This is a genomic window from Streptococcus sp. 32226D021BW (assembly GCF_053545015.1).
This window is the reverse complement of the sequence record NZ_JBPPVC010000004.1, coordinates 1-21,011: the sequence shown is the minus strand read 5'-3', so window position 1 is coordinate 21,011 and position 21,011 is coordinate 1. Positions and strand designations below refer to the sequence as shown.

At 45.2% G+C, this 21,011-nt stretch carries 22 protein-coding genes; 19 read left to right on the top strand and 3 right to left on the bottom strand.

Annotated elements, in window-relative coordinates; all coding sequences use genetic code 11:
• Positions 1–1,080 carry a phosphomevalonate kinase gene (locus tag ACEE44_RS03675; protein WP_449171316.1) on the top strand — a complete coding sequence of 360 codons (1,080 nt, stop codon included), beginning with the start codon at positions 1–3 and terminating at the stop codon, positions 1,078–1,080.
• Between the two features lie 10 nt (positions 1,081–1,090).
• Positions 1,091–2,188 carry a type 2 isopentenyl-diphosphate Delta-isomerase gene (gene fni / locus ACEE44_RS03670; protein WP_449171315.1) on the top strand — a complete coding sequence of 366 codons (1,098 nt, stop codon included), beginning with the start codon at positions 1,091–1,093 and terminating at the stop codon, positions 2,186–2,188.
• Positions 2,189–2,332: 144 nt separating this feature from the next.
• Here fni and ACEE44_RS03665 read toward each other — a convergent pair whose 3' ends face one another.
• Complete coding sequence (locus ACEE44_RS03665) at positions 2,333–4,081, bottom strand: ABC transporter ATP-binding protein (RefSeq protein WP_449171381.1); 1,749 nt, start codon at positions 4,079–4,081, stop codon at positions 2,333–2,335.
• On the bottom strand, positions 4,071–5,813 hold the full coding sequence (locus tag ACEE44_RS03660; RefSeq protein ID WP_449171314.1) for an ABC transporter ATP-binding protein: 1,743 nt from the start codon (positions 5,811–5,813) through the stop codon (positions 4,071–4,073). The genes ACEE44_RS03665 and ACEE44_RS03660 overlap by 11 nt, the downstream gene beginning before the upstream one ends.
• A 256-nt stretch (positions 5,814–6,069) precedes the next feature.
• Between ACEE44_RS03660 and ACEE44_RS03655 the strand changes: the two genes are divergently transcribed.
• The 17 genes from ACEE44_RS03655 to ACEE44_RS03575 all read left to right on the top strand — a co-directional run bounded on the left by ACEE44_RS03655 (position 6,070) and on the right by ACEE44_RS03575 (position 20,454).
• The gene (locus ACEE44_RS03655; RefSeq protein WP_449171313.1) at positions 6,070–6,336 is read left to right on the top strand and encodes an ACT domain-containing protein; all 267 of its coding nucleotides are present in this window, start codon (positions 6,070–6,072) and stop codon (positions 6,334–6,336) included.
• 11 nt (positions 6,337–6,347) lie between these two features.
• A complete protein-coding gene (locus ACEE44_RS03650; protein ID WP_024397825.1) occupies positions 6,348–7,685 on the top strand; it encodes a PFL family protein in 1,338 nt (445 codons plus the stop codon).
• A 76-nt stretch (positions 7,686–7,761) separates the two neighbouring features.
• On the top strand, positions 7,762–8,457 hold the full coding sequence (locus ACEE44_RS03645; protein WP_449171312.1) for a histidine phosphatase family protein: 696 nt from the start codon (positions 7,762–7,764) through the stop codon (positions 8,455–8,457).
• Between the two features lie 107 nt (positions 8,458–8,564).
• Entirely contained in the window at positions 8,565–8,888 is a 324-nt protein-coding gene (locus ACEE44_RS03640; protein WP_449171311.1) for a PadR family transcriptional regulator, read from the top strand.
• The gene (locus tag ACEE44_RS03635) at positions 8,878–9,378 is read left to right on the top strand and encodes a DUF2812 domain-containing protein (protein WP_449171310.1); all 501 of its coding nucleotides are present in this window, start codon (positions 8,878–8,880) and stop codon (positions 9,376–9,378) included. Before ACEE44_RS03640 ends, ACEE44_RS03635 begins: the two co-directional genes overlap by 11 nt.
• Positions 9,379–9,691: 313 nt before the next feature.
• Positions 9,692–10,726, top strand: a complete 1,035-nt coding sequence (gene hrcA, locus ACEE44_RS03630) for a heat-inducible transcriptional repressor HrcA (protein ID WP_449171309.1) — start codon at positions 9,692–9,694, stop codon at positions 10,724–10,726.
• A 12-nt stretch (positions 10,727–10,738) separates the two neighbouring features.
• Positions 10,739–11,251 carry a nucleotide exchange factor GrpE gene (gene grpE / locus ACEE44_RS03625; protein WP_449171308.1) on the top strand — a complete coding sequence of 171 codons (513 nt, stop codon included), beginning with the start codon at positions 10,739–10,741 and terminating at the stop codon, positions 11,249–11,251.
• Between the two features lie 230 nt (positions 11,252–11,481).
• Entirely contained in the window at positions 11,482–13,308 is a 1,827-nt protein-coding gene (dnaK, locus tag ACEE44_RS03620) for a molecular chaperone DnaK (RefSeq protein ID WP_449171307.1), read from the top strand.
• A 36-nt stretch (positions 13,309–13,344) separates the two neighbouring features.
• Complete coding sequence (locus ACEE44_RS03615) at positions 13,345–13,500, top strand: Sec23/Sec24 zinc finger-containing protein (protein ID WP_332410787.1); 156 nt, start codon at positions 13,345–13,347, stop codon at positions 13,498–13,500.
• Between the two features lie 2 nt (positions 13,501–13,502).
• Complete coding sequence (locus ACEE44_RS03610) at positions 13,503–13,721, top strand: hypothetical protein (protein ID WP_332410786.1); 219 nt, start codon at positions 13,503–13,505, stop codon at positions 13,719–13,721.
• Between the two features lie 201 nt (positions 13,722–13,922).
• Positions 13,923–15,068 carry a molecular chaperone DnaJ gene (gene dnaJ / locus ACEE44_RS03605; protein ID WP_449171306.1) on the top strand — a complete coding sequence of 382 codons (1,146 nt, stop codon included), beginning with the start codon at positions 13,923–13,925 and terminating at the stop codon, positions 15,066–15,068.
• A 126-nt stretch (positions 15,069–15,194) separates the two neighbouring features.
• Positions 15,195–16,022, top strand: coding sequence for a lipoate--protein ligase family protein (locus ACEE44_RS03600; protein ID WP_449171305.1), 828 nt, complete (start codon positions 15,195–15,197; stop codon positions 16,020–16,022).
• 9 nt (positions 16,023–16,031) lie between these two features.
• Positions 16,032–17,480 (top strand): amidase, encoded by a 1,449-nt coding sequence (locus ACEE44_RS03595; RefSeq protein ID WP_449171304.1) that lies wholly within the window; start codon positions 16,032–16,034, stop codon positions 17,478–17,480.
• Positions 17,481–17,605: 125 nt separating this feature from the next.
• The gene (locus tag ACEE44_RS03590; RefSeq protein ID WP_449171303.1) at positions 17,606–18,481 is read left to right on the top strand and encodes a transporter substrate-binding domain-containing protein; all 876 of its coding nucleotides are present in this window, start codon (positions 17,606–17,608) and stop codon (positions 18,479–18,481) included.
• Positions 18,482–18,571: 90 nt separating this feature from the next.
• Positions 18,572–19,243, top strand: a complete 672-nt coding sequence (locus ACEE44_RS03585; protein WP_449171302.1) for an amino acid ABC transporter permease — start codon at positions 18,572–18,574, stop codon at positions 19,241–19,243.
• 285 nt (positions 19,244–19,528) lie between these two features.
• A complete protein-coding gene (locus tag ACEE44_RS03580; protein ID WP_449171301.1) occupies positions 19,529–19,981 on the top strand; it encodes a pyridoxamine 5'-phosphate oxidase family protein in 453 nt (150 codons plus the stop codon).
• 131 nt (positions 19,982–20,112) lie between these two features.
• A complete protein-coding gene (locus tag ACEE44_RS03575; RefSeq protein WP_332410776.1) occupies positions 20,113–20,454 on the top strand; it encodes a metal-sulfur cluster assembly factor in 342 nt (113 codons plus the stop codon).
• Between the two features lie 124 nt (positions 20,455–20,578).
• Here the strand turns inward: ACEE44_RS03575 and ACEE44_RS03570 are convergent, their stop codons facing one another.
• Entirely contained in the window at positions 20,579–20,944 is a 366-nt protein-coding gene (locus tag ACEE44_RS03570; RefSeq protein WP_449171380.1) for a DUF6176 family protein, read from the bottom strand.
• Positions 20,945–21,011 lie beyond the last annotated feature (67 nt).

Here is a 21,011-nt window from a genome sequence, read left to right as displayed (position 1 = left end):
ATGAAAGTACAAGTAAAGATACCTGGAAAACTCTTTCTAGCAGGGGAGTACGCAGTTGTTGAGGCCGGTTATCCTGCGGTGATTGCGGCGGTTGACCAGTACCTGACCGTCACCATTGAAACAAGTGACCAAGGCAGTATTCATTCCAGCCAAAAGGCGGACCTTTATCTGACCTGGGAGCGTAAGGAAAATGAGATTTTCATCCAAGATGACCATCCCTATGCTCTGATTGAATCAGCCATGCAGGTGACCGAAGCCTATCTGACAGCCAAGGGCTATGCTTGTCATGGAACTTACAGTCTAGCGGTCCAGTCTGACCTGGATGACCAGACTTCAGGTGCCAAGTATGGTCTGGGGTCGTCAGGGGCAGTAACTGTTGCGACAGTCAAGGCCCTGTTGACCTATTACGGTCATCAAGCGGATGTCCTTTTGACCTACAAGCTGGCAGCCTTGGCCCAGACCAAGCTAGGCATGACGGGCTCCTTTGGCGATTTGGCAGCCTCCAGTTTTGGTGGCTTGATAGCCTATCATTCCCTGGACCGTTCTTGGCTTTTAAGGAAAATGGCAGAGCTGTCCCTGCTTGATGTGGTGGAAAGTGATTGGCAAGGTTTGTCCGTCAGCCCTATCCAGTTACCCCAAGGTCTAGACCTCTTGGTTGGTTGGACTGGGTCGGCGGCTTCGACGGACAGGCTAGTTTCCCAGATGGAAAACCAAAAAAGTCAGGCTGAAAAAGAGCAAATTCATAGCCAGTTTCTAGCCGACTCTAAGACCTGTGTAGAGCAGTTGATAGTAGCTTGTCAGACAAATGACTTGGTATCAGCTAGACAGGCCTTGTCAGTCAATCGCAAGCTCTTACAGGATTTTGCGAGAGGAATGGGCTTGGTCATTGAAACCCCTCAACTGAGTCAACTCTGTGACCTGGCCCGGGCTTATGGAGCGGTGGCCAAATCATCTGGCGCAGGCGGAGGTGACTGCGGCATTTGCTTGGTAGACAGTAAGGAACAAAAAGTAGCGATAGAGACGGCTTGGCAAGAAGCCGGCATTTTTCCACTCACCCTAAACATCGCAAGTAGAAAATAAGGAGAACCCTATGTTTTATCTAGGAGAATTTGGTTTAGACCGCAAGGATCAACACGTTGGCTTGGCCAATCAGCAATATAGTGCCACGCCGGCCAAGGACTTTACGGAAACTCTGTTTGTCCATCATTCCCTGCCACAGACCAAGGTGGATGAGGTGGATATTTCGACCAGTGTAGCTGGTTTGGACTTTGCCTTTCCTTTCTTTGTCAATGCTATGACTGGCGGAAGCAAGAAGACGCGCGAAATCAACCGTCTGTTGGGAATTATGGGACATTTTGGGAAGATTGCTCTGGCTTCTGGTTCGGTCAGTGCGGCGATCAAGGATCCATCTGTTGCGGAAACCTTCTCTGTGATGCGTCGGGAAAATCCTTACGGGATTATCTTTGCCAACCTAGGTGCCCATCATAGTGTGGAGAATGCCAAGCGGGCGGTGGATTTGTTGGAAGCCAATGCCATTCAGATTCATGTCAATGCACCCCAGGAGATTGTCATGCCTGAGGGAGACCGTGACTTTACTATGTGGTTGAAAAATATTGAAACCCTTGTACGTGAGATGGAAGTACCTGTCATCGTCAAGGAAGTTGGTTTTGGTATGAGCCGTGAAACTGTCGCCCAGCTGGCTTCTGTCGGCGTCAAGACCATCGATGTGTCTGGTACTGGGGGAACGGACTTTGCCAAGATTGAAAATGCCCGTCGGACCTTCAATGACTATGCTTATTTAGAGGGGTGGGGTCAGTCAACCGTAACGTCCTTGGTGGAAGCTATGTCTATTTCTGAGGATATACGTCCAAGCCTGATTGCATCTGGTGGTATTAAAACACCGCTAGATATTGTTAAATCATTGGCCCTCGGTGCAGACCTTGTTGGTATGTCCAATCATTTCCTTCAATATGTCAAGGATGGAAAAGGGCATCGTTTTGACGACGGCTTGCAAGCTATTAAGACCTATCAATGGCAGATTGCTGAGATCATGACCATGTTGGGTGCTAAGAATATTGCGGAACTTCGCAAGAAAGATGTGGTCTTGGCTCCAAATGTCCAGAACTGGTGTGAGGCGCGTGGGATTGATTGGAAAGCCTATGCCCGTCGGTCACGAGGGTTGAAATAAACTGGACAGGCATGATTATGATTGACTATAAGAAAGTGCAGGGATTGCAATAGGAAGGAGTCTTCAATCAACAGAGACTCTGAAAATGTAAATAAGAAAAAAGCCGAGTTCTTTGTGAACTTGGCTTTTGTAATGGAGTGGTGTTTAGGTCGCTGCTAACTGCCCTGCTTGTAATTGGTACATGCGGTGGTAGTGCCCCTTGAGGGCTAGAAGTTCTTCGTGGTTGCCGGACTCGATGATTTTCCCCTTATCCAAGACATAAATACAGTCGGCATCCTGAATGGTTGATAGGCGGTGGGCGATGGCGATGGTTGTCCGCCCCTTTCGCATTTTCTCAAGAGAGGTCTGGACCGTTTGCTCCGTCTCCGAATCGATATTGGCGGTAGCCTCATCTAAAATGAGAATCTTAGGCTGACTGGCCATGGTGCGTGCAAAGGCCAGTAGTTGCCGTTGACCTGTCGAAAAGGCAGTGCCCCGCTCGGTGACCAGGTGGTCATATTTCTCAGGAAGTTTCTCAATAAAGGGAGCAGCATCCACAAATTGAGCCGCTTCTTCAATCTCCTCTCGGGAAATATCCTGATACATCTGGATATTGGATGCAATGGTTCCATGAAATAGAAAGGGATCTTGCAGAACTAGGCCAATCGCGGACCGTAATTCTTCCTGCGAAAAGCTACGAATATCCTGACCGTCAATCAAAATCCGTCCAGATTGGAACTCATAGAAACGCATAAAGACATTGATGATAGAGGACTTGCCTGACCCTGTAGCACCCACAAAGGCAATGGTTTGCCCCTGTCTCACTTCAAAGGAAACCTTGTCCAGAATTTGCCGCTTGTCGTCATAGGAAAAGCAAACATCCTCAAAGACAATATGCCCCTTGTCAATCTTGGCCCCTCGGTCAAGCTGCAGTGGCTCCTCGATAGTCTGGTCCATGAGCGTAAAGACTCGTCCGGCAGATACCATAGAGGTTTGAAGGGTGGAAAAATGCTGTGTGACATCCAGCAAGGGATCGAAAAGACGATTGACATACTGGATGAAAGCATAGATCAGACCAGCAGAAATGCCAGCCTGTGACCAGTCCAAACCAAAATAGGTCATGAGTAGAGCATAGGCCAAAATCTTAACAAGTGATAGGGCGGGGCGGAGAAAGAGACTGTCCAAGGCCATGGAACGACTGGCATAGTTCAGATGTTCCTGGTTGATAGCCTCAAACTCTGCTTTTAAGCGGTCCTCCTGAGAAAAAGCCTGGATAATCCGAATTCCTTCAATACTTTCAGCCAGTTTGCTGTTGATAGAACTCAGCAGGCTCCTGGTCTTAGCCACAATGGGAGCAGACCGTTTTCTGTATTGATTAACCAAGACGAAAATCAAGGGAAGAAAGAGGATGATCAGACAGGTCAATTTCCAATCCAGAGCAAACATGGTCGAAAGCGTGGTGAAGATAATAAAGAGAGCGGAGATAAAACTGGATAAAATCCCTGAAAACATCTCTGAAATGCTCTCCGTATCATTGGTGATTCGCGAGACAATGGAACCGCTTGGAGTCTGGTCAAAGTAAGCCATTCCCAGCTTTTCCATTCTCCCAAAGGCATCCCGGCGAATATCCCTGACAATGCTATAGGAAACCTTAACAAACCAGAGATTTCCAAAATACTGGAGCAGCATTTGAAGCAGATAGAGGGCGAAGTAGGCTGCTAGAATAGCCACAGCAGTCTCAGAAATCGAGGAAATATAGTGGTCTATAAAGTAAGAAGCCAGAAGGGGAATTAGACTGCGAACAAGAGTGGTCAGCAACAAAAAGCTGAGGGCAAGGATTGTCAGCAGTCGATAGGATTTAAGATAGGACAGGAGTCGCCAAAAAACACTGGTTTGCTTGTTCTTAGTCACGATCGCTTTCCTCACTTTCTAACTGCTGCATCATATAGGTATCGTAGTACCAGCCTTTTTCATCCAGTAGGTCTTGGTGACGACCTCGTTCTACGATTTTCCCATCTTCCAGGACCAAAATCAAATCCGCATGGACAATGGCTGACAGACGGTGGGCGGTGATAATGGTTGTCTTACCCAGTCGTTCTTGCTTAATGGTTTCAAGAATAGCGTGCTCTGTCTTGGCGTCCACTGCTGAGAGCGAATCGTCCAGGAGTAGAATATCTGGATTGAGAATCATAGCACGGGCCATGGCCAAGCGTTGCTTTTGTCCGCCAGAAAGGGAAATCCCCTTCTCGCCAACCATGGTGTCAAAGCGATCCGGCATATCCTGGATATCCTCATAGACATGGACAGCTTTGACAGCCTCTTCCACCTGTTCTAGAGGCAGATCTGGATTGCCAAAGCGGATATTCTCAGCTACGCTGATTGCAAAGAGGAACTGGTCCTGGGGAACATAGCCAATCAACCGTCGCAAATCAGCCAGCCTGTAGTTCTTGATATTTTCCTGATTGAGCAAGATTTGCCCATGAGCCACGTCGTATTCTCGCATCAGGAGTTTGAGCAGGCTGGTCTTCCCAGAGCCTGTTGGACCCACCAGGCCAATCGTCTGCCCTTTTTTGATCTGAAACTGGATATCTTGGAGTACTGGAGTGCTATCGTAGGCAAACTCGTTAACCTCATAGGCAATCTCTCCATTGTTCGGTGCAGGTAGTGGTTGGTCTGTTTCAATGACCTCTGAGGAAATACTGAGAAGGGTCTGAATCCGATTGTAAGATACATCACCACGCTGGCTAATATTGACCAAAAAACCGATTGCCATGAGAGGCCAGACTAGGAGGTCCAAGTAGGTCATGAAGGTTACTAGTTGGCCCAGACTGACCTGACCTTGCGAGATGAAGTGAGAGCCGACCAGAAGGGTCAGCAGGTAGGACAGGCCAATAAAAAATAGGACGGCGGGGTTGAACAGGGCATCGTACCGCATGGTTTTGATATTCTGCAAGAAGGCGGCTTGGTTGACTTCCTGAAAAGCAGCTGTTTCTTGTTCTTGGTAGCCAAAGGATTTAGTAACTTTTATACCAGAAACAGCTTCCTGTACCTTGTTGTTAAGCTCTGAAAAGGCTGCCTGTGAAGCCTTGAAATTTTCATGAGTGCGACGGCCTAAAAAATTAGTGGTTAAAGTCATGAAGGGCAGGGGTAGGATTGCAACTAAGGTCATCTGCCAGGAAATGCTCACACTCATCGTGATTAAGGTAACCAAGGCTGTGACCGTTGCATCGACAAAGGACATGACACCGCCGCCAGCTAGTCGTGTTAAGGCATTGATGTCATTAGTCGCGTGGGCCATTAAATCCCCTGTTCGATGTTGCTGAAAAAAGGAAGGAGATAGGTGCATAAAGTGGTCAAACAGCCGAGCCCTCATGATTTTTCCTAGCCGATAGGAGGTCGCTAGGATATTCATCCGCCAAACATAACGAAGACCGTACATAGCTACGGCTGATAAAACTAGCCCAGCGACACCGAGTAGCAGGTTGCTGTCCGTCAACTGATTGCTGGCAATCTGGTCAATCAACTGCCCCATGATAGAAGCGGGAAGGAGATTGAGGACGCTGACCAAACAGAGTGATAAAATCCCAATCAGGTAGGCCTTTTTCTCAAGGGAAAAGAACCACCACAATTGCTTGATAATCTTCATAAGTGTCCTTTCTGAACAAAAGAAAGGTTGGTAGCTTGTCGCCACCAACAAATAATAGAATTCGGTGACACTAGTGTATCACAGACTGGTAGAAATAGAAAGTTTGCAACTTAAAAACTAGGCAACTCTAGCCGTGGCCGAATAGAAGAAACAGTTGAAGTTGTAAAAACGTACGATACAGGTAGAAATCAAAAGATTTGTACCTTTTTCTGTGTATTTATGATAAAATAAATGAAAATTTAGAAGAGGTGTTCAGATGAAAGCTATTGTTACAGTTGTCGGTAAGGACAAGTCAGGAATTGTTGCGGGTGTTGCGACTAAGATTGCGGAGTTAGGGCTTAATATTGATGATATTTCCCAGACAGTTTTGGATGAGTATTTTACCATGATGGCGGTGGTGTCGTCAGATGAGAAGAAAGATTTCACTCAGTTACGTTCGGAGTTGGATGCTTTTGGTCAGGGTTTGAACGTGAAAATCAACATTCAAAGTGCGGCGATTTTTGATGCTATGCACAACTTGTAAGGAGAGGTTTCATGGATATTAGACAGGTTAGAGAAACCATTGAAATGATTGAGGAGCAGAATTTCGATATTCGGACCATCACCATGGGAATTTCCCTCTTGGACTGTATTGATGCGGATATTGAGAAAGCTGCTGAGAAAGTGTATACCAAGATTGTCACAAAGGCCAAGAACTTGGTAGCGGTCGGTGATGAGATTGCGGCAGAGCTAGGTATTCCCATTGTCAATAAACGTGTATCAGTAACGCCTATTGCTTTGATTGGTGCAGCGACGGATGCCACGGATTATCTTCCCCTGGCTCATGCCTTGGATAAGGCGGCTCATGAGATCGGCATCGATTTTATCGGAGGTTTTTCAGCTCTGGTTCAAAAGGGCTACCAAAAAGGAGATGAAATCCTCATCAACTCTATACCGCAGGCATTGGCCCAAACGACAAAAGTCTGCTCGTCGGTCAACATCGGCTCGACCAAGACGGGTATCAATATGACAGCTGTGCGGGACATGGGGCGGATCATCAAGGAAACGGCGGAGGCTTCTGATATGGGGGCGGCAAAACTTGTGGTCTTTGCCAATGCGGTCGAGGACAATCCCTTTATGGCAGGTGCCTTCCACGGTGTCGGCGAGGCGGATGTGGTCATCAACGTCGGCGTGTCTGGTCCTGGTGTGGTCAAGCGTGCCCTTGAAAAAGTGCGTGGTGAGAGCTTTGATGTGGTGGCGGAGACCGTCAAGAAGACGGCTTTCAAGATTACCCGTATCGGTCAGTTGGTCGGCAATATGGCCAGCGAACGTTTGGGTGTTAAATTTGGTATCGTTGACCTCTCACTTGCTCCAACACCTGCTGTCGGGGACTCAGTAGCACGGGTTTTGGAGGAAATGGGCTTAGAAACCGTTGGTACGCACGGAACGACTGCTGCCCTTGCTCTGCTCAATGACGCAGTCAAAAAGGGTGGAGTCATGGCCTGCAACCAAGTCGGTGGTTTGTCAGGTGCCTTCATCCCTGTTTCTGAGGACGAGGGCATGATTGCAGCGGTGCAAAATGGCTCACTTAACCTAGAAAAATTGGAAGCTATGACAGCTATCTGTTCTGTTGGTTTGGACATGATTGCCATTCCAGAAACAACGCCTGCTGAAACCATTGCAGCTATGATTGCGGATGAGGCTGCCATTGGGGTTATCAACCAGAAGACAACCGCGGTTCGTATTATTCCACTTGGAAAAGAAGGGGACATGATCGAATTCGGTGGACTGCTGGGAACAGCTCCTGTTATGAAGGTCAATCAGGCTTCTTCTGTGGACTTTATCAATCGTGGTGGACAAATTCCAGCACCGATTCATAGCTTTAAGAACTAAAAAACGTAGACCGATTGCCACAAGCAGTCGGTTTTTTGTTATACTATATAGTAAGAAATGACAAGGAGAAAAAGGAATGGCAGACGTAAGATTATATATTTCTCGTCACGGGAAAACCATGTTTAATACCATTGGGCGCGTGCAGGGCTGGTGTGATACGCCGCTGACCAAGGCTGGTGAGGAAGGGATTCGTGAATTGGGCTTGGGGCTCAAGGATGCAGGGCTTGATTTCAAGGTTGCTGTATCCAGTGACCTGGGACGGACTGTTCAGACCATTACTATTGCACAGCGTGAGTTGGGAATTTTGGGAAAAATTCCTTATTACCAAGACAAGCGTATCCGCGAATGGTGTTTCGGTAGTTTTGAGGGCATGTATGATGCCGAGCTTTTCCAAGGTGTCCTGCCTCGTTTGAAAGGGACAGTTGATGCGACAGGCATGTCCTTTGAGGAAATCGCAGCAGGTATTCAAGAAGCAGACACAGCTGGCTGGGCAGAGTCTTGGAAAGTCTTGCGTGACCGCATTTTGACAGGCTTTGAATCCATCGCCCAAGACTTGGAAAAACAAGGCGGAGGCAATGCCCTTGTGGTCAGTCATGGTATGACCATTGCAACCCTGGCTCATCTGTTGGAGCCAGAGCGTGGTGCCAATGTCTTTCTCGATAACGGCTCAATCACCGTCCTCAAATACGAAAATGGCAAGCTTTTAATTGAAGCAGTTGGCGACCTATCCTACCGAAAACGTGGAGCAGAATTGATTGCCCAAGGGAAATAAAGATATGAAATCAGGGAGATTTCTCTGATTTTTTTGTTGACAACTATATCGAAGTGCGATATAATTTGTATATCGAAGTTCGATGTATCGCAATACGAAAGGATTCTATGGACGACAAATTAAAACGGGTCTATGTCCCCATGACAGAAACAGCCTTCTATATTCTCTTTCATTTACAGGAAGAACGGCATGGCTATGATATTACGCAAAAGACCAAGCAAGTCACGGCAGGGCAAGTCGTGATTAGCCCTGGAACCATGTACGGCACCCTGTCGAAAATGGAGAAAGACGGCCTGATTGCCTTTGTCAGAGAAGAAGACAAGCGGAAGTTTTATCGGATAACAGAAACAGGTCGAGAAATTTTAGACATAGAATTGGCTCGAATTGAACGGCTCTATCGAAATAGTAAGGGGGAAAGTTATGGAGACTAAGACAGAGTGTAAGGTATTTTTTATCACAGATTTCAGTCAGCAGGCAAGCTATCTCAGTGAGATGCATCAACAAGGGTGGAAACTAGTTAAGATTAGCTGGCTCTTCTTTTATCATTTTGAAAAATGCCAGCCAGAAGAGGTTGTGTATCAGGTTGATTTTAAGGAATCAAAAAATAAAGACCGAGACTCCTATTTGCGTATGTACGAGGATTATGGATGGGAGTTTGTCGTATCCTGCCAAAATTTCAATATTTTTAGGAAACCTGCGAAGATGGGGGAGCTTGAATTATATGGTGATAGGGAAAGTAAGGTAGAGTTTGTGAAAACAATCTTCCAAAGACGCTATTTGCTATCTTTGGGACTGTATTTCATTCTATTAGGGATGAATATGCGTTCTCATCCAGCTTTTGTCTTAGGTATTTCTATCATTTATATTCCACTTTTATTATTACTAGGTACCCGTTTTTATCGTATGGTAAAGAGTAACTAGGTCCTCAGACTGATTTTTAGCACTCTAAGCAAAAGAGTGCTAATTTTTTGTCTTTTTCTCTTGACAATCCATTTTTTCGGCGTATAATGGGAGTATATAGGTTAGCACTCGACATCATAGAGTGCTAACGCTCTTCAAAAATCAACACTATCCGTTGTCAGCTTGCCTGTGTGAGTGAAATTCTCCAGTGGAGGATTTCAGCCTGCTACCTAGAGTTAGGAAAGTAGCAGAGTTCTACATTCGGCCTCGCTTCCTAGGCTACTGTCGATTTTTATTGAGCGTAACTAAAACAGTGTTCATGAAAGGAGCGGAGATGATTACCCAACGTCAAAATGATATTTTGAATCTGATTGTTGAATTGTTTACGCGTCATCATGAGCCAGTTGGTTCTAAGGCCTTGCAGGAAATGATTGCTTCAAGTTCGGCTACCATTCGTAATGATATGGCTAAGCTAGAGCAGTTGGGTTTGCTGGAAAAGGCCCACACATCAAGTGGTCGGATGCCCAGTCGGGCTGGTTTTCAATACTTTGTCAACCACTCGCTCAATCTGGAACACATCAATGAAGAAGATGTTTATCAGGTGGTCAAGGCCTTCGACTTTGAAGCCTTCAAGCTAGAAGACATCTTGGAGCGGGCAAGTCAGGTCCTAGCGGATTTGACAGGATACACCTCGGTCATTTTAGATGTGGAGCCGACCAGTCAGCAGCTGACTTCCTTTGACATCGTACAGCTCAGTAGTCACGATGCTCTGGCAGTCTTGACCTTGGACCAGTCCAAACCAGTTACTGTCCAGTTTGCCATTCCCAAGAACTTTTTGACCAGGGACTTGGAAGTGCTCAAACGCCTGGTGGATGAACGTTTCGTTGACCAGACGGTCTTGGCTATCCACTACAAGCTGCGGACGGAGATTCCCCAAGTGGTGCAGCGTTACTTTACCACGACGGACAATGTCTTGGATTTAATGGATTACATCTTTTCCAATCTCTTCCAAGAATCAGTCTTTATCAGTGGAAAAGTTGCCTCGCTGACCTATGGCAATCTCGCCACCTACCAACTCTTGGATAACGCACAGCTATTAGCACCAGAGTTGCGGCAGGGCTTGGCACCCGACCAGCAGACCAGCATTTCTGTGGCAGAACATCGTGATCCTGCACTTGCAGATGTGACGGTCATTCATCACCGCTTTCCAATCCCCTATCGGGGTATGGCCCAGATGAGTTTGCTCGGTCCTGTTGATATGGACTATCGTAGGCAGATGAGCTTGATCAACATCATCAGCCGCGTCCTATTTATGAAATTAACCGATTATTACAGATATTTAAGTAGTAATCATTATGAAGTCAATTAGAAGGAGAATGTTTTGTCAGAAGAAATCAAAAACGAAGAAATCGTAGAAGAGGTTGAAGCAACAGAAGAAGTTGTGGAGACACCTGAAAAATCAGAATTGGATTTGGCAAATGAGCGGGCAGAGGAATTTGAAAATAAGTACCTTCGTGCCCACGCTGAAATGCAAAATATCCAACGCCGTGCCAACGAGGAACGCCAAACCATTCAACGTTACCGTTCGCAAGACTTGGCCAAGAAAATCTTGCCGAGTTTGGATAACTTGGAGCGTGCCCTTCAAGTCGAAGGCTTGACAGAAGATGTTAAAAAAGGTTTGGAAATGGTACAGGAAAGCTTGATCCAAGCCCTTAAAGAAGAAGGGGTGGAGGAAGTCGCAACAGATGTCTTTGACTCAAATCTTCACATGGCTATTCAAACAGTCCCAGCTACAGACGATTGCCCAGCAGAACACATTGCACAAGTCTTCCAAAAAGGCTACAAGTTGCATGAACGCTTGCTGAGACCGGCTATGGTAGTGGTGTCTGAGTAGTCGCTCTGCTATTTCCCCAAAAAAGAAAGAATCCTGACCGAGATGTCGTGCACAGTAGTTTGCAACCAATCGCTTCGTCGCTAGGCTCCTAGCTCTTGGGCAAACTTTGTGTCGGTAACTCTAAGGTCGCTAAAGCGACAGGAGTTACTCGAAAACTATGAAAAAACCTCGTCTGCAATGACGGTAAACTATGAATGAATAAAAGAAAACTAAAATAAGAGGTAACACACATGTCTAAAATTATCGGTATTGACTTAGGTACAACAAACTCAGCAGTTGCAGTTCTTGAAGGAACTGAATCAAAAATTATCGCAAACCCAGAAGGGAACCGCACAACTCCGTCTGTTGTATCTTTCAAAAATGGTGAAATCATCGTTGGTGATGCGGCAAAACGCCAAGCAGTAACCAACCCAGATACCATCATCTCTATCAAATCAAAAATGGGAACTTCTGAAAAAGTTTCAGCAAACGGTAAAGAATACACACCACAAGAAATCTCAGCTATGATTCTTCAATACTTGAAAGGCTACGCTGAAGAGTACCTTGGTGAAAAAGTAACCAAAGCCGTTATCACGGTTCCTGCTTACTTCAACGATGCCCAACGTCAAGCAACCAAAGACGCTGGTAAAATCGCAGGTCTTGAAGTAGAACGTATCGTCAACGAACCAACTGCAGCAGCCCTTGCTTACGGTTTGGACAAGACTGACAAAGATGAAAAAATCTTGGTATTCGACCTTGGTGGAGGTACTTTCGACGTATCTATCCTTGAACTTGGTGACGGTGTCTTTGATGTACTTGCAACAGCAGGTGATAACAAGCTCGGTGGTGACGACTTTGACCAAAAGATTATCGATCACATGGTAGCAGAGTTCAAGAAAGAAAACGGTATCGACTTGTCAGCTGACAAGATGGCCCTTCAACGTTTGAAAGATGCGGCTGAAAAAGCGAAGAAAGACCTTTCAGGTGTAACTTCAACTCAAATCAGCTTGCCGTTTATCACTGCAGGTGCAGCAGGTCCGCTTCACTTGGAAATGACATTGACTCGTGCGAAATTTGACGAATTGACTTACGACCTTGTAGAACGTACAAAAATTCCTGTTCGTCAAGCTCTGTCAGATGCAGGTCTCAGCTTGTCAGAAATTGACGAAGTTATCCTTGTCGGTGGTTCAACTCGTATCCCAGCCGTTGTAGAAGCTGTAAAAGCTGAAACAGGTAAAGAGCCAAACAAATCTGTAAACCCTGATGAAGTGGTTGCTATGGGTGCGGCAATCCAAGGTGGTGTCATCACTGGTGATGTCAAAGATGTTGTTCTTCTTGACGTAACACCATTGTCACTTGGTATCGAAACAATGGGTGGTGTATTTACAAAACTCATTGACCGTAACACAACAATCCCAACTTCTAAATCACAGGTCTTCTCAACTGCGGCAGATAACCAGCCAGCTGTTGATATCCACGTGCTTCAAGGTGAGCGTCCAATGGCAGCAGACAACAAGACTCTTGGTCGCTTCCAATTGACTGATATCCCTGCAGCACCTCGTGGTATTCCACAAATCGAAGTAACATTCGACATCGACAAGAACGGTATCGTTTCTGTAAAAGCCAAAGACCTTGGTACGCAAAAAGAGCAAACAATCGTTATCCAATCTAACTCAGGTTTGACAGATGAAGAAATCGACCGCATGATGAAAGATGCAGAAGCAAACGCTGAAGCAGATAAGAAACGTAAGGAAGAAGTAGATCTTCGTAATGATGTTGACCAAGCAATCTTTGCGACTGAGAAAACTCTGAAAGAAACTGAAGGCAAAGGCTTCGACGCAGAACGCGACCAAGCCCAAGCAGCTCTTGACGAGTTGAAAGCAGCTCAAGAAGCAAACAACTTGGACGACATGAAGGCTAAACTTGAAAACCTCAACGAAAAAGCTCAAGCCCTTGCAGTGAAACTCTACGAGCAAGCCGCAGCAGCCCAACAAGCAACCGCAGGCCAAGAAGGTGCACAAGCAGGCCCAACAAATGCTGGTGACGACGTGGTTGACGGCGAGTTTACGGAGAAGTAGGATTTCTTAGTGACTAGACTAACAAGGAGGATAATTATGAGTGGTAGATTTCCTGATGTAGATTGGTATTGTGATCATTGTGGTGCATACTTAAATGTTCAAAGTGGATTTGACGATAATAAATATATTTGGAAGTGCGAAGAATGCGGTAGAAAAAGTAGTATTTCTCATGACAATATTTATGGAGAGTAACTATGTCAACAATTTATATAACAAATGAGTGGAAAGGTCACGGAAAGAGCTATTATTGGAATGAATATCGCCTAGAAGGCAGTGTAGTTACAAAGTATAAATGCTCTAGAGTTAAGTTTTTCGATGGTGATGAAAATGTGTGGGAGAAAGATGAGCATGAAGTAGAATCATGGTCGATTGATGACTCCAGTATGCCAGATTGGATACGAAATTATTTATAATATTTTATTAACAGAGGTTGCAACCCAGCCTCTGTTTTTGGGTAAATAGCCTTCTAACTTTTACAGAAAGGAATACAAGTTCGGCTATTCGAACACAGGCTAAAAACCTAGTGAAAAAGCTAAACCTCCTAGTGTGTTTTACACACTGCGTCAGTTTCCTATTTTCATACGGTTTTCTTAATGCCTTTTGTATCATAAACTATGAACAACACAGAATTTTACGATCGTCTGGGGGTTTCTAAGGATGCTTCGCCAGACGAGATTAAGAAGGCTTATCGGAAGCTTTCAAAGAAATACCATCCAGATATTAACAAGGATCCGGGTGCGGAGGATAAATACAAGGAAGTTCAAGAGGCTTATGAAACCTTGAGTGATCCTCAGAAGCGTTCTGCTTATGACCAGTTTGGTCCTGCTGGTGCCAATGGTGGCTTCGGCGGTGGAGCTGGTGGGTTTGGGGGATTTGGTGGCTTTGACGGAGCTGGTTTTGGTGGCTTTGAAGATATCTTCTCTAGCTTCTTTGGTGGTGGAGGCGCTAGCCGTAATCCGAACGCTCCGCGTCAAGGTGATAACTTAACCTATGGCTTGGAAATTACCTTTGAAGAAGCGATTTTTGGAACAGAAAAAGAAGTCAAATACTACCGTGAAGCTACTTGTCGGACCTGTACGGGTTCAGGTTCTAAACCTGGTACAAGTCCAGTAACCTGTGGACGCTGTCACGGTTCAGGGATTATCAATGTGGACACGCAAACACCACTTGGTACCATGCGCCGTCAAATGACCTGTGATGTCTGTCATGGTCGTGGTAAACAAATTAAGGATCCATGTACAACGTGTCGCGGAACCGGTCATGAAAAACAAGCTCATACGGTAACGGTTAAGGTACCAGCTGGTGTGGAAACTGGTCAGAAAATCCGTCTGGCAGGTCAGGGGGAAGCAGGTTTTAATGGAGGTCCTTACGGAGATCTCTATGTGGTCATTCAAGTCCAGGCTTCAGATAAGTTTGAGCGTGAGGGGACAACAATTTATTATAAATTAGACCTCAACTTTGTTCAGGCAGCCTTGGGCGATACAGTCCATGTACCAACCGTTCACGGTGATGTGGATATGGTGATCCCTGAAGGAACACAGACAGGTAAGACCTTCCGTCTGAAAGGCAAGGGAGCTCCAAGTGTTCGTGGTGGGGTCATCGGTGATCAGTATGTGACGGTCAATATTGTTACCCCTACAGGTCTGAACGACCGTCAACGTGCAGCTCTTAAAGAATTTGCGGCAGCAGGAAATATTGATGTCAAACCACATAAAAAAGGATTCTTTGACAAGGTAAAAGATGCCTTTGAGGATTTATAATTCTAAGATGAGACTGGAAACTCCAGTCTCCTTTCTTTTTCAGAAACAACTCTGGGCATTTTCTCCGACGCATCACAGGCTCTGTGTTAAAATAAGATATAGTAATTTGAAAGAGAACGCTTATGAATGAAATCTTGGGTTGAGAATGTGACCATAAAGAAATATGAAGATCGGTCTGGCTTGACGGGTTTGAAACAGGGGCCACTGGTGTGGACTGAGGTATTTTTGCGCGAGGTCAATCGTCAGTCCAATACAGGGATTTTACATTTTTGGCCCATGGACCAAACGGTCATTCTGGGGATGATGGATAGTCAGGTTGCCCAGCTGGATAAGGGCTTAGCCAGTATTGGTCAGGCAGGCTACAGTCCTATTATTCGGAGTTTGGGCGGTTTGGCAGTCGTTGCAGATGAAGGGATTTTAAATGTCACTCTGATTTTGCCCAATCCTTCTGGTCACAAGGTTGATTTGCGGGAGTCTTATCAGGTCATGGTGGATTTGATTGCCCAGGCACTTTCGGATTTTCCCTTCGAGGTGGTCAGTGGTGAGGTGGCAACTTCCTACTGTCCAGGGACCTACGACCTTAGTATCAAGGGGCGGAAATTTGCTGGATTGGCTCAGCGGATTTACCAAGAGGCTATTGCCATTTCTGCCTATATCAGTGTTTCAGGCAATCAAGTCAAACGTGGGCAAGTGGTGGCGGATTTTTATGTGGCAAGTGTTGCTCCGCAAGAAGTATCGGACAGATTTCCGCAAGTAAATCCGGATTCGATGGCCAATCTGTCAGACTTGGTCGGTCAGGCTTTGACGGTGGAGGATATGAAAACACGAATTGAGCGTGTCTTGATTGAAAAAGGGGCTTTTCTGACTACCTTTTATCCCTCGTCGGACAACATGGCTGATTTTATGGCGCTCGGAAAGACCATCAAGCAGTCTATGGAAAAATATGGTATCTAGGAGATTCTTATGACATGGAAAGATGCGACAGCCATGGCTCAGGCTGTCAATCAAAAACAGGTTTCTGCCAAGGAATTGGTACAAGAAACGATTGACAGAATTGAAAAGTTCAATCCCGCCCTCAATGCGGTTGTCAGCAAGCAGTATGAAGAGGCCTTGAAAGAAGCGGAGAAAGAAGACTATCTGGGCAAGCCATTTGCAGGGGTTCCCTTCTTGCTCAAGGATTTGGGGCAAAATGAAAAGGGGCAGCCATCTTCTGCTGGTTCTCGCCTGCTTGCTGGTCGACCAGCAGGTCATACCGACACCTATGTCCAACGCTTGAAGGACTTGGGTTTCATCATTGTCGGTCGAACCAACACGCCAGAATTCGGCTTCAAAAATATCTCAGACGCCAGCTTGCATGGTCCTGTCAATCTTCCCTTGGACCCCAGTCGCAATGCTGGTGGATCAAGTGGTGGTGCAGCTGCAGCACTGGCTTCAGGCATGGTCTCTATTGCTGCGGCATCGGATGGTGGTGGCTCTATTCGCATCCCAGCCTCCTTCAATGGCTTGATTGGGCTCAAAACCAGTCGTGGTCGGATTCCAGTTGGACCTAAGTCTTATCGTGGCTGGCAGGGAGCATCTGTCAATTTTGCCCTGACCAAGTCTGTCCGAGACACCCAGCGTCTGCTCTATCATTTCCAGGATTATCAGCTGGAAGCTCCTTTTCCCCTTGCCAAGCTGAGTGAAGAGGAGGTGTTTGGAAAATTGTCTCGCCCCCTAAAAATCGCCTACTATACCAAATCTCCAGTAGGGAGCAAGGTCAGTTCTGAAGCGGTAGAAGCAGTTCAAAAAGCCTGTCATCACTTGGCAAATTTGGGGCATGAAGTGGTGGAATTATCAGAATATCCTCTGGATGGAGTGGCCCTGATGAAATCCTTCTACCTGATGAACAGCGTGGACACGGCTCAGATGTTTGACGACATCGAAGCAGCTTTTGGGCGCCAGATGACCTTGGATGACATGGAGGTCATGACCTGGGCCATTTACCAGAGCGGGCAGACCATCCCAGCCAAGCTCTATTCCAAAGTCTTACAGGATTGGGACCGTTACAGTGCCAACATGGCGGACTTCCACCAGCACTACGATCTCCTTCTGACACCGACCGTCGCAGATGTAGCGCCCAAGCTAAACCAGTTCACTCACTCGCAAGAGATGCTGGACCGCCTCAAGCACACCCAGAACTATTCCATGGAAGAGCAGCAGGACCTGATCTGGCAAATGTTCGAGGACAGCCTAGCCCTAACTCCCTTTACACAGCAGGCCAATATTTGTGGTCAGCCAGCTATTTCTCTCCCAACTTATGTGCGGGCTGATGGCTTGCCAATCGGCATCCAATTGACAGCAGCCAAGGGACGAGAGGATTTACTCTTGCAGTTGGCAGACCAGTTAGAACAAGCTGGACTTCTTCACTTATAACTTCTCCATTTTTTCGGTTCAATTATTTGCCAAAACGTTTTCAAAATGTTAACCTATAAAAGTTGGTGAGTTAACACCGAAAAAGTAAAAAAAAGGAAGCTATGGCTTCCAAAGGAGATTGTTTTATGTTGAAAAAAGTTTTAGCCTCAGCTCTCTTGGTTTCTACTTTGACCTTGGCAGCATGTTCTAGCTCAAGTTCGAATACTAGCAGTTCTTCTGCTGAACAGACTCAATGGGAAAAAGTACAAGAAGCTGGTGTCTTGAAAGTTGCTACACCAGGTACCCTCTTCCCAACTTCTTACTACAACGATGCTAAAGAATTGGTCGGTTATGAAATTGACATGATCAATGAAATTGGTAAGCGTTTAGATTTGGAAATCGAATACCAAGAAATCGGTGTGGCAGAAGCCTTTACAGCTGTGGACAGTGGTAAAGTTGATATTTCTGTTAACAACTTTGACATGACGGAAGCACGTAAGGAAAAGTACAACTTCTCTACTCCTTACAAGTATTCGGTTGGTGGCTACATCGTTCGTGAAGACGGTTCATCAGGAATCGAAGCAGCTGACTTGAGCGACTGGACTGGTAAAAAAGCTGGTGGTGGCGCAGGTACCCAGTACATGAAAATTGCTGAAAAGCAAGGTGCAGAGCCAGTTATCTATGACAACGTAACCAACGATGTCTATTTGCGTGACGTATCAACAGGTCGTACAGACTTCATTCCAAACGACTACTACACACAAGTGATGGCTATCAAATGGGTCAATGCCAACTTCCCAGATATCAAAGTGAAGATGGGTGATGCAAAATACAACCCAACAGAACAAGGCATTGTCATGAGCAAGGCTGACACAAGCTTGAAAGAAAAAATTGACGAGGCTCTTGAAGCGATGAAGGCTGATGGAACTTTGAAGGCAATTTCTGAGAAATACTACGCAGGACAAGACTTGACAGTCCCTGTTGAAAATGCAGACCAATTGCCAGTTATCGAAGTTGAATAAGACCTTGTAACAAATTAAATGCATCTTGTATAGACTTTGTCAGTCACAGACTGGCAAAGTCTATCTGGTTTTTAGGAAAGAGGAGAAGATATGGATATCAACTGGCAGGCAGTTTTTAATGCAGATATAGCAAGAGAGGCTATTCCACAGATTTTGGAAGGCTTGCCTTACACTCTTTCTCTGTCTTTAATTGGTTTTGCCTTGGGTACCTTTTGTGGTTTCTTTGTTGCCTTACTTAGAATGTCCAAGTTGGCGCCCTTGCGTTGGCTAGCCATGACACATATTTCTCTCATGAGGGGCATTCCTCTTATGGTTCTCCTCTTTTTCATCTATTTTGGCTTGCCTTTCATGGGCCTACAGTTAGATGCCATCACAGCTTCTATCATCGCCTTTACATCCATGTCCAGTGCCTACATTTCTGAAATTATTCGTGCATCTCTTTCAGCCATTGATAAGGGACAGTGGGAGGCGGCGCGTTCCTTGGGCTTGCGGACCAATGTGATTTACAGAAAAATCATCATTCCCCAAGCCTTCCGAATTGCCCTACCACCTCTTAGCAATGTGCTTTTGGACATGGTTAAAAGTACCTCTCTGACAGCCATGATTACTGTACCAGAGATTTTCAATAAGGCCAAGATAGTCGGTGGAGCCAAGTCTGACTACATGACAGTTTATATCTGTGTAGCCCTCATTTATTGGGTTATTTGTACACTATATGCTGTCGGTCAAGTACACTTGGAAAAATGCTTGGCTACCTATTAAAGAACAGTGAAATCAAGATTTGAGATTGAAGGGATGGTCGTTGAATGATCATTCTTTCAATCTTTTTAAATGAAAACAGCTAGTTCTAGTCTTATGGTCTACCTGTGTCAAAACAAGCTAGTATCAGATATAAGGTATCTGTCATTTCGTTTTCTCTATCTGTCTTGTTAGAATGTGCAAGCTTACTTTCTCCTCTCATTATCTATTTAAATGAATGGAATTTTTCTTAACTTTCTTGCTAGAATTTGCTATAATCAAAGTAGAAAGAAGTCTAGGAGGTGTGCTATGGAATTGAAAGATATCATGGACATTTTGGAAGAAATGAAGGTAGGGATTTTTGCTACGGTTGATGAGGCGGGTAATCCTCATTCCAGACCGATTCATATTACAGCTGCGACGGAAGATGGTGTATTCTTTATGACAGGATCAGAAACTCATTTTTACCATCAATTGATGGGGGATGAGCGCCTAGCTATCACGGCTTTGTCTGAGGAAGATTATCTTATTCAAGTCATCCGAATTGAAGGAAAGGCTAGACCAGCAAGTCAAGATCTCTTGGAAAAGGTCTTTGCGGACAATCCTTATGTTCAACATGTTTACAAGGACGAGGAAAGTCGCAAGACCATGCAAATTTTTCAACTTTATGAGGGGAAAGGTTTCTACCATAGCTTGACCCAAGGTCACAAATATGTCTTCCAGATTGGAGAAAGTCAGTCGAAGGAGATGAGAGCGATCTAATTCTCTAGACAGAAAACTTCAAGAAGCTCTTTGGAGCTTCTTTTTGAATTTTCAGACAATTAAGCTACATTTTCTTGAAAAATTATGAAAAATATGAGAAAATGGTAAAAACAAGAAAGTTGAGAATTCCAATGAGAGACGATATAAAAATCAATGACCGAGCAGCTGCACTTTCAAGTCAATTGATCGAAGTCCTAGAGAATATTTATGATCCGGAGATTGAATTGGATATCTATAATTTAGGCTTGGTCTATGAAATTGATTTGGATGAGAATGGATTTTGTAAGGTCATCATGACCTTTACCGATGCTGGTTGTTCTTGTGCTGATACCATGCCAGGTGAGTTAGTCACAGCCTTGAAGAAAATCGAAGGCATTACCGATGCACAAGTAGAGATTGTCTGGTCTCCTGCTTGGAAGATGACGCGAATCAGCCGTCTGGGACGGATTACGCTAGGTATCAGTCCAAAATAAAAAGAAAATGAGTTGCATGGAGCAGCTCATTTTTTATATAGTCGAATGAATTAGCTTTCAGACAAGGAACTGAGGTGCAGGCTGTACTAGAGTACGGCAAGCCGAGAGTGACGATGTATCAAAGTTAATTCAAATGACTATACGTCTCATCGTACTGTCTGTCTAATTCTTCCATGGTTTCATAAATCGGCTTTGGAATCATTACAACTTGCGGATCCAAATCGACCATACCATAGCTCGGGTCGATGCATTCTTCCCAATATTCTAAATGTTTTCTGTCGATATAGGATTCTGAATTTTCGACTTCAATCCCTCCTTCAGTTTGAACAGAATACCAGTAAAGGTATTCGCGTCCGTCCAATACCTCGCGGAAGATGGTTTCGACATACATTTTCTCTCCTTCAAGAGTGAGAAGGGTGTCTTCCATGTGCTCATTGAGAAAGGTCATCCATTCATCTACTTGAACGGTTTTGCCTTCTTTATAGTTAATTGAAACAAGAACAGGACAAAAGTGCCTCAAGGAAAGTATCGCAATTTGGCAATACTTTTCTGAGGTG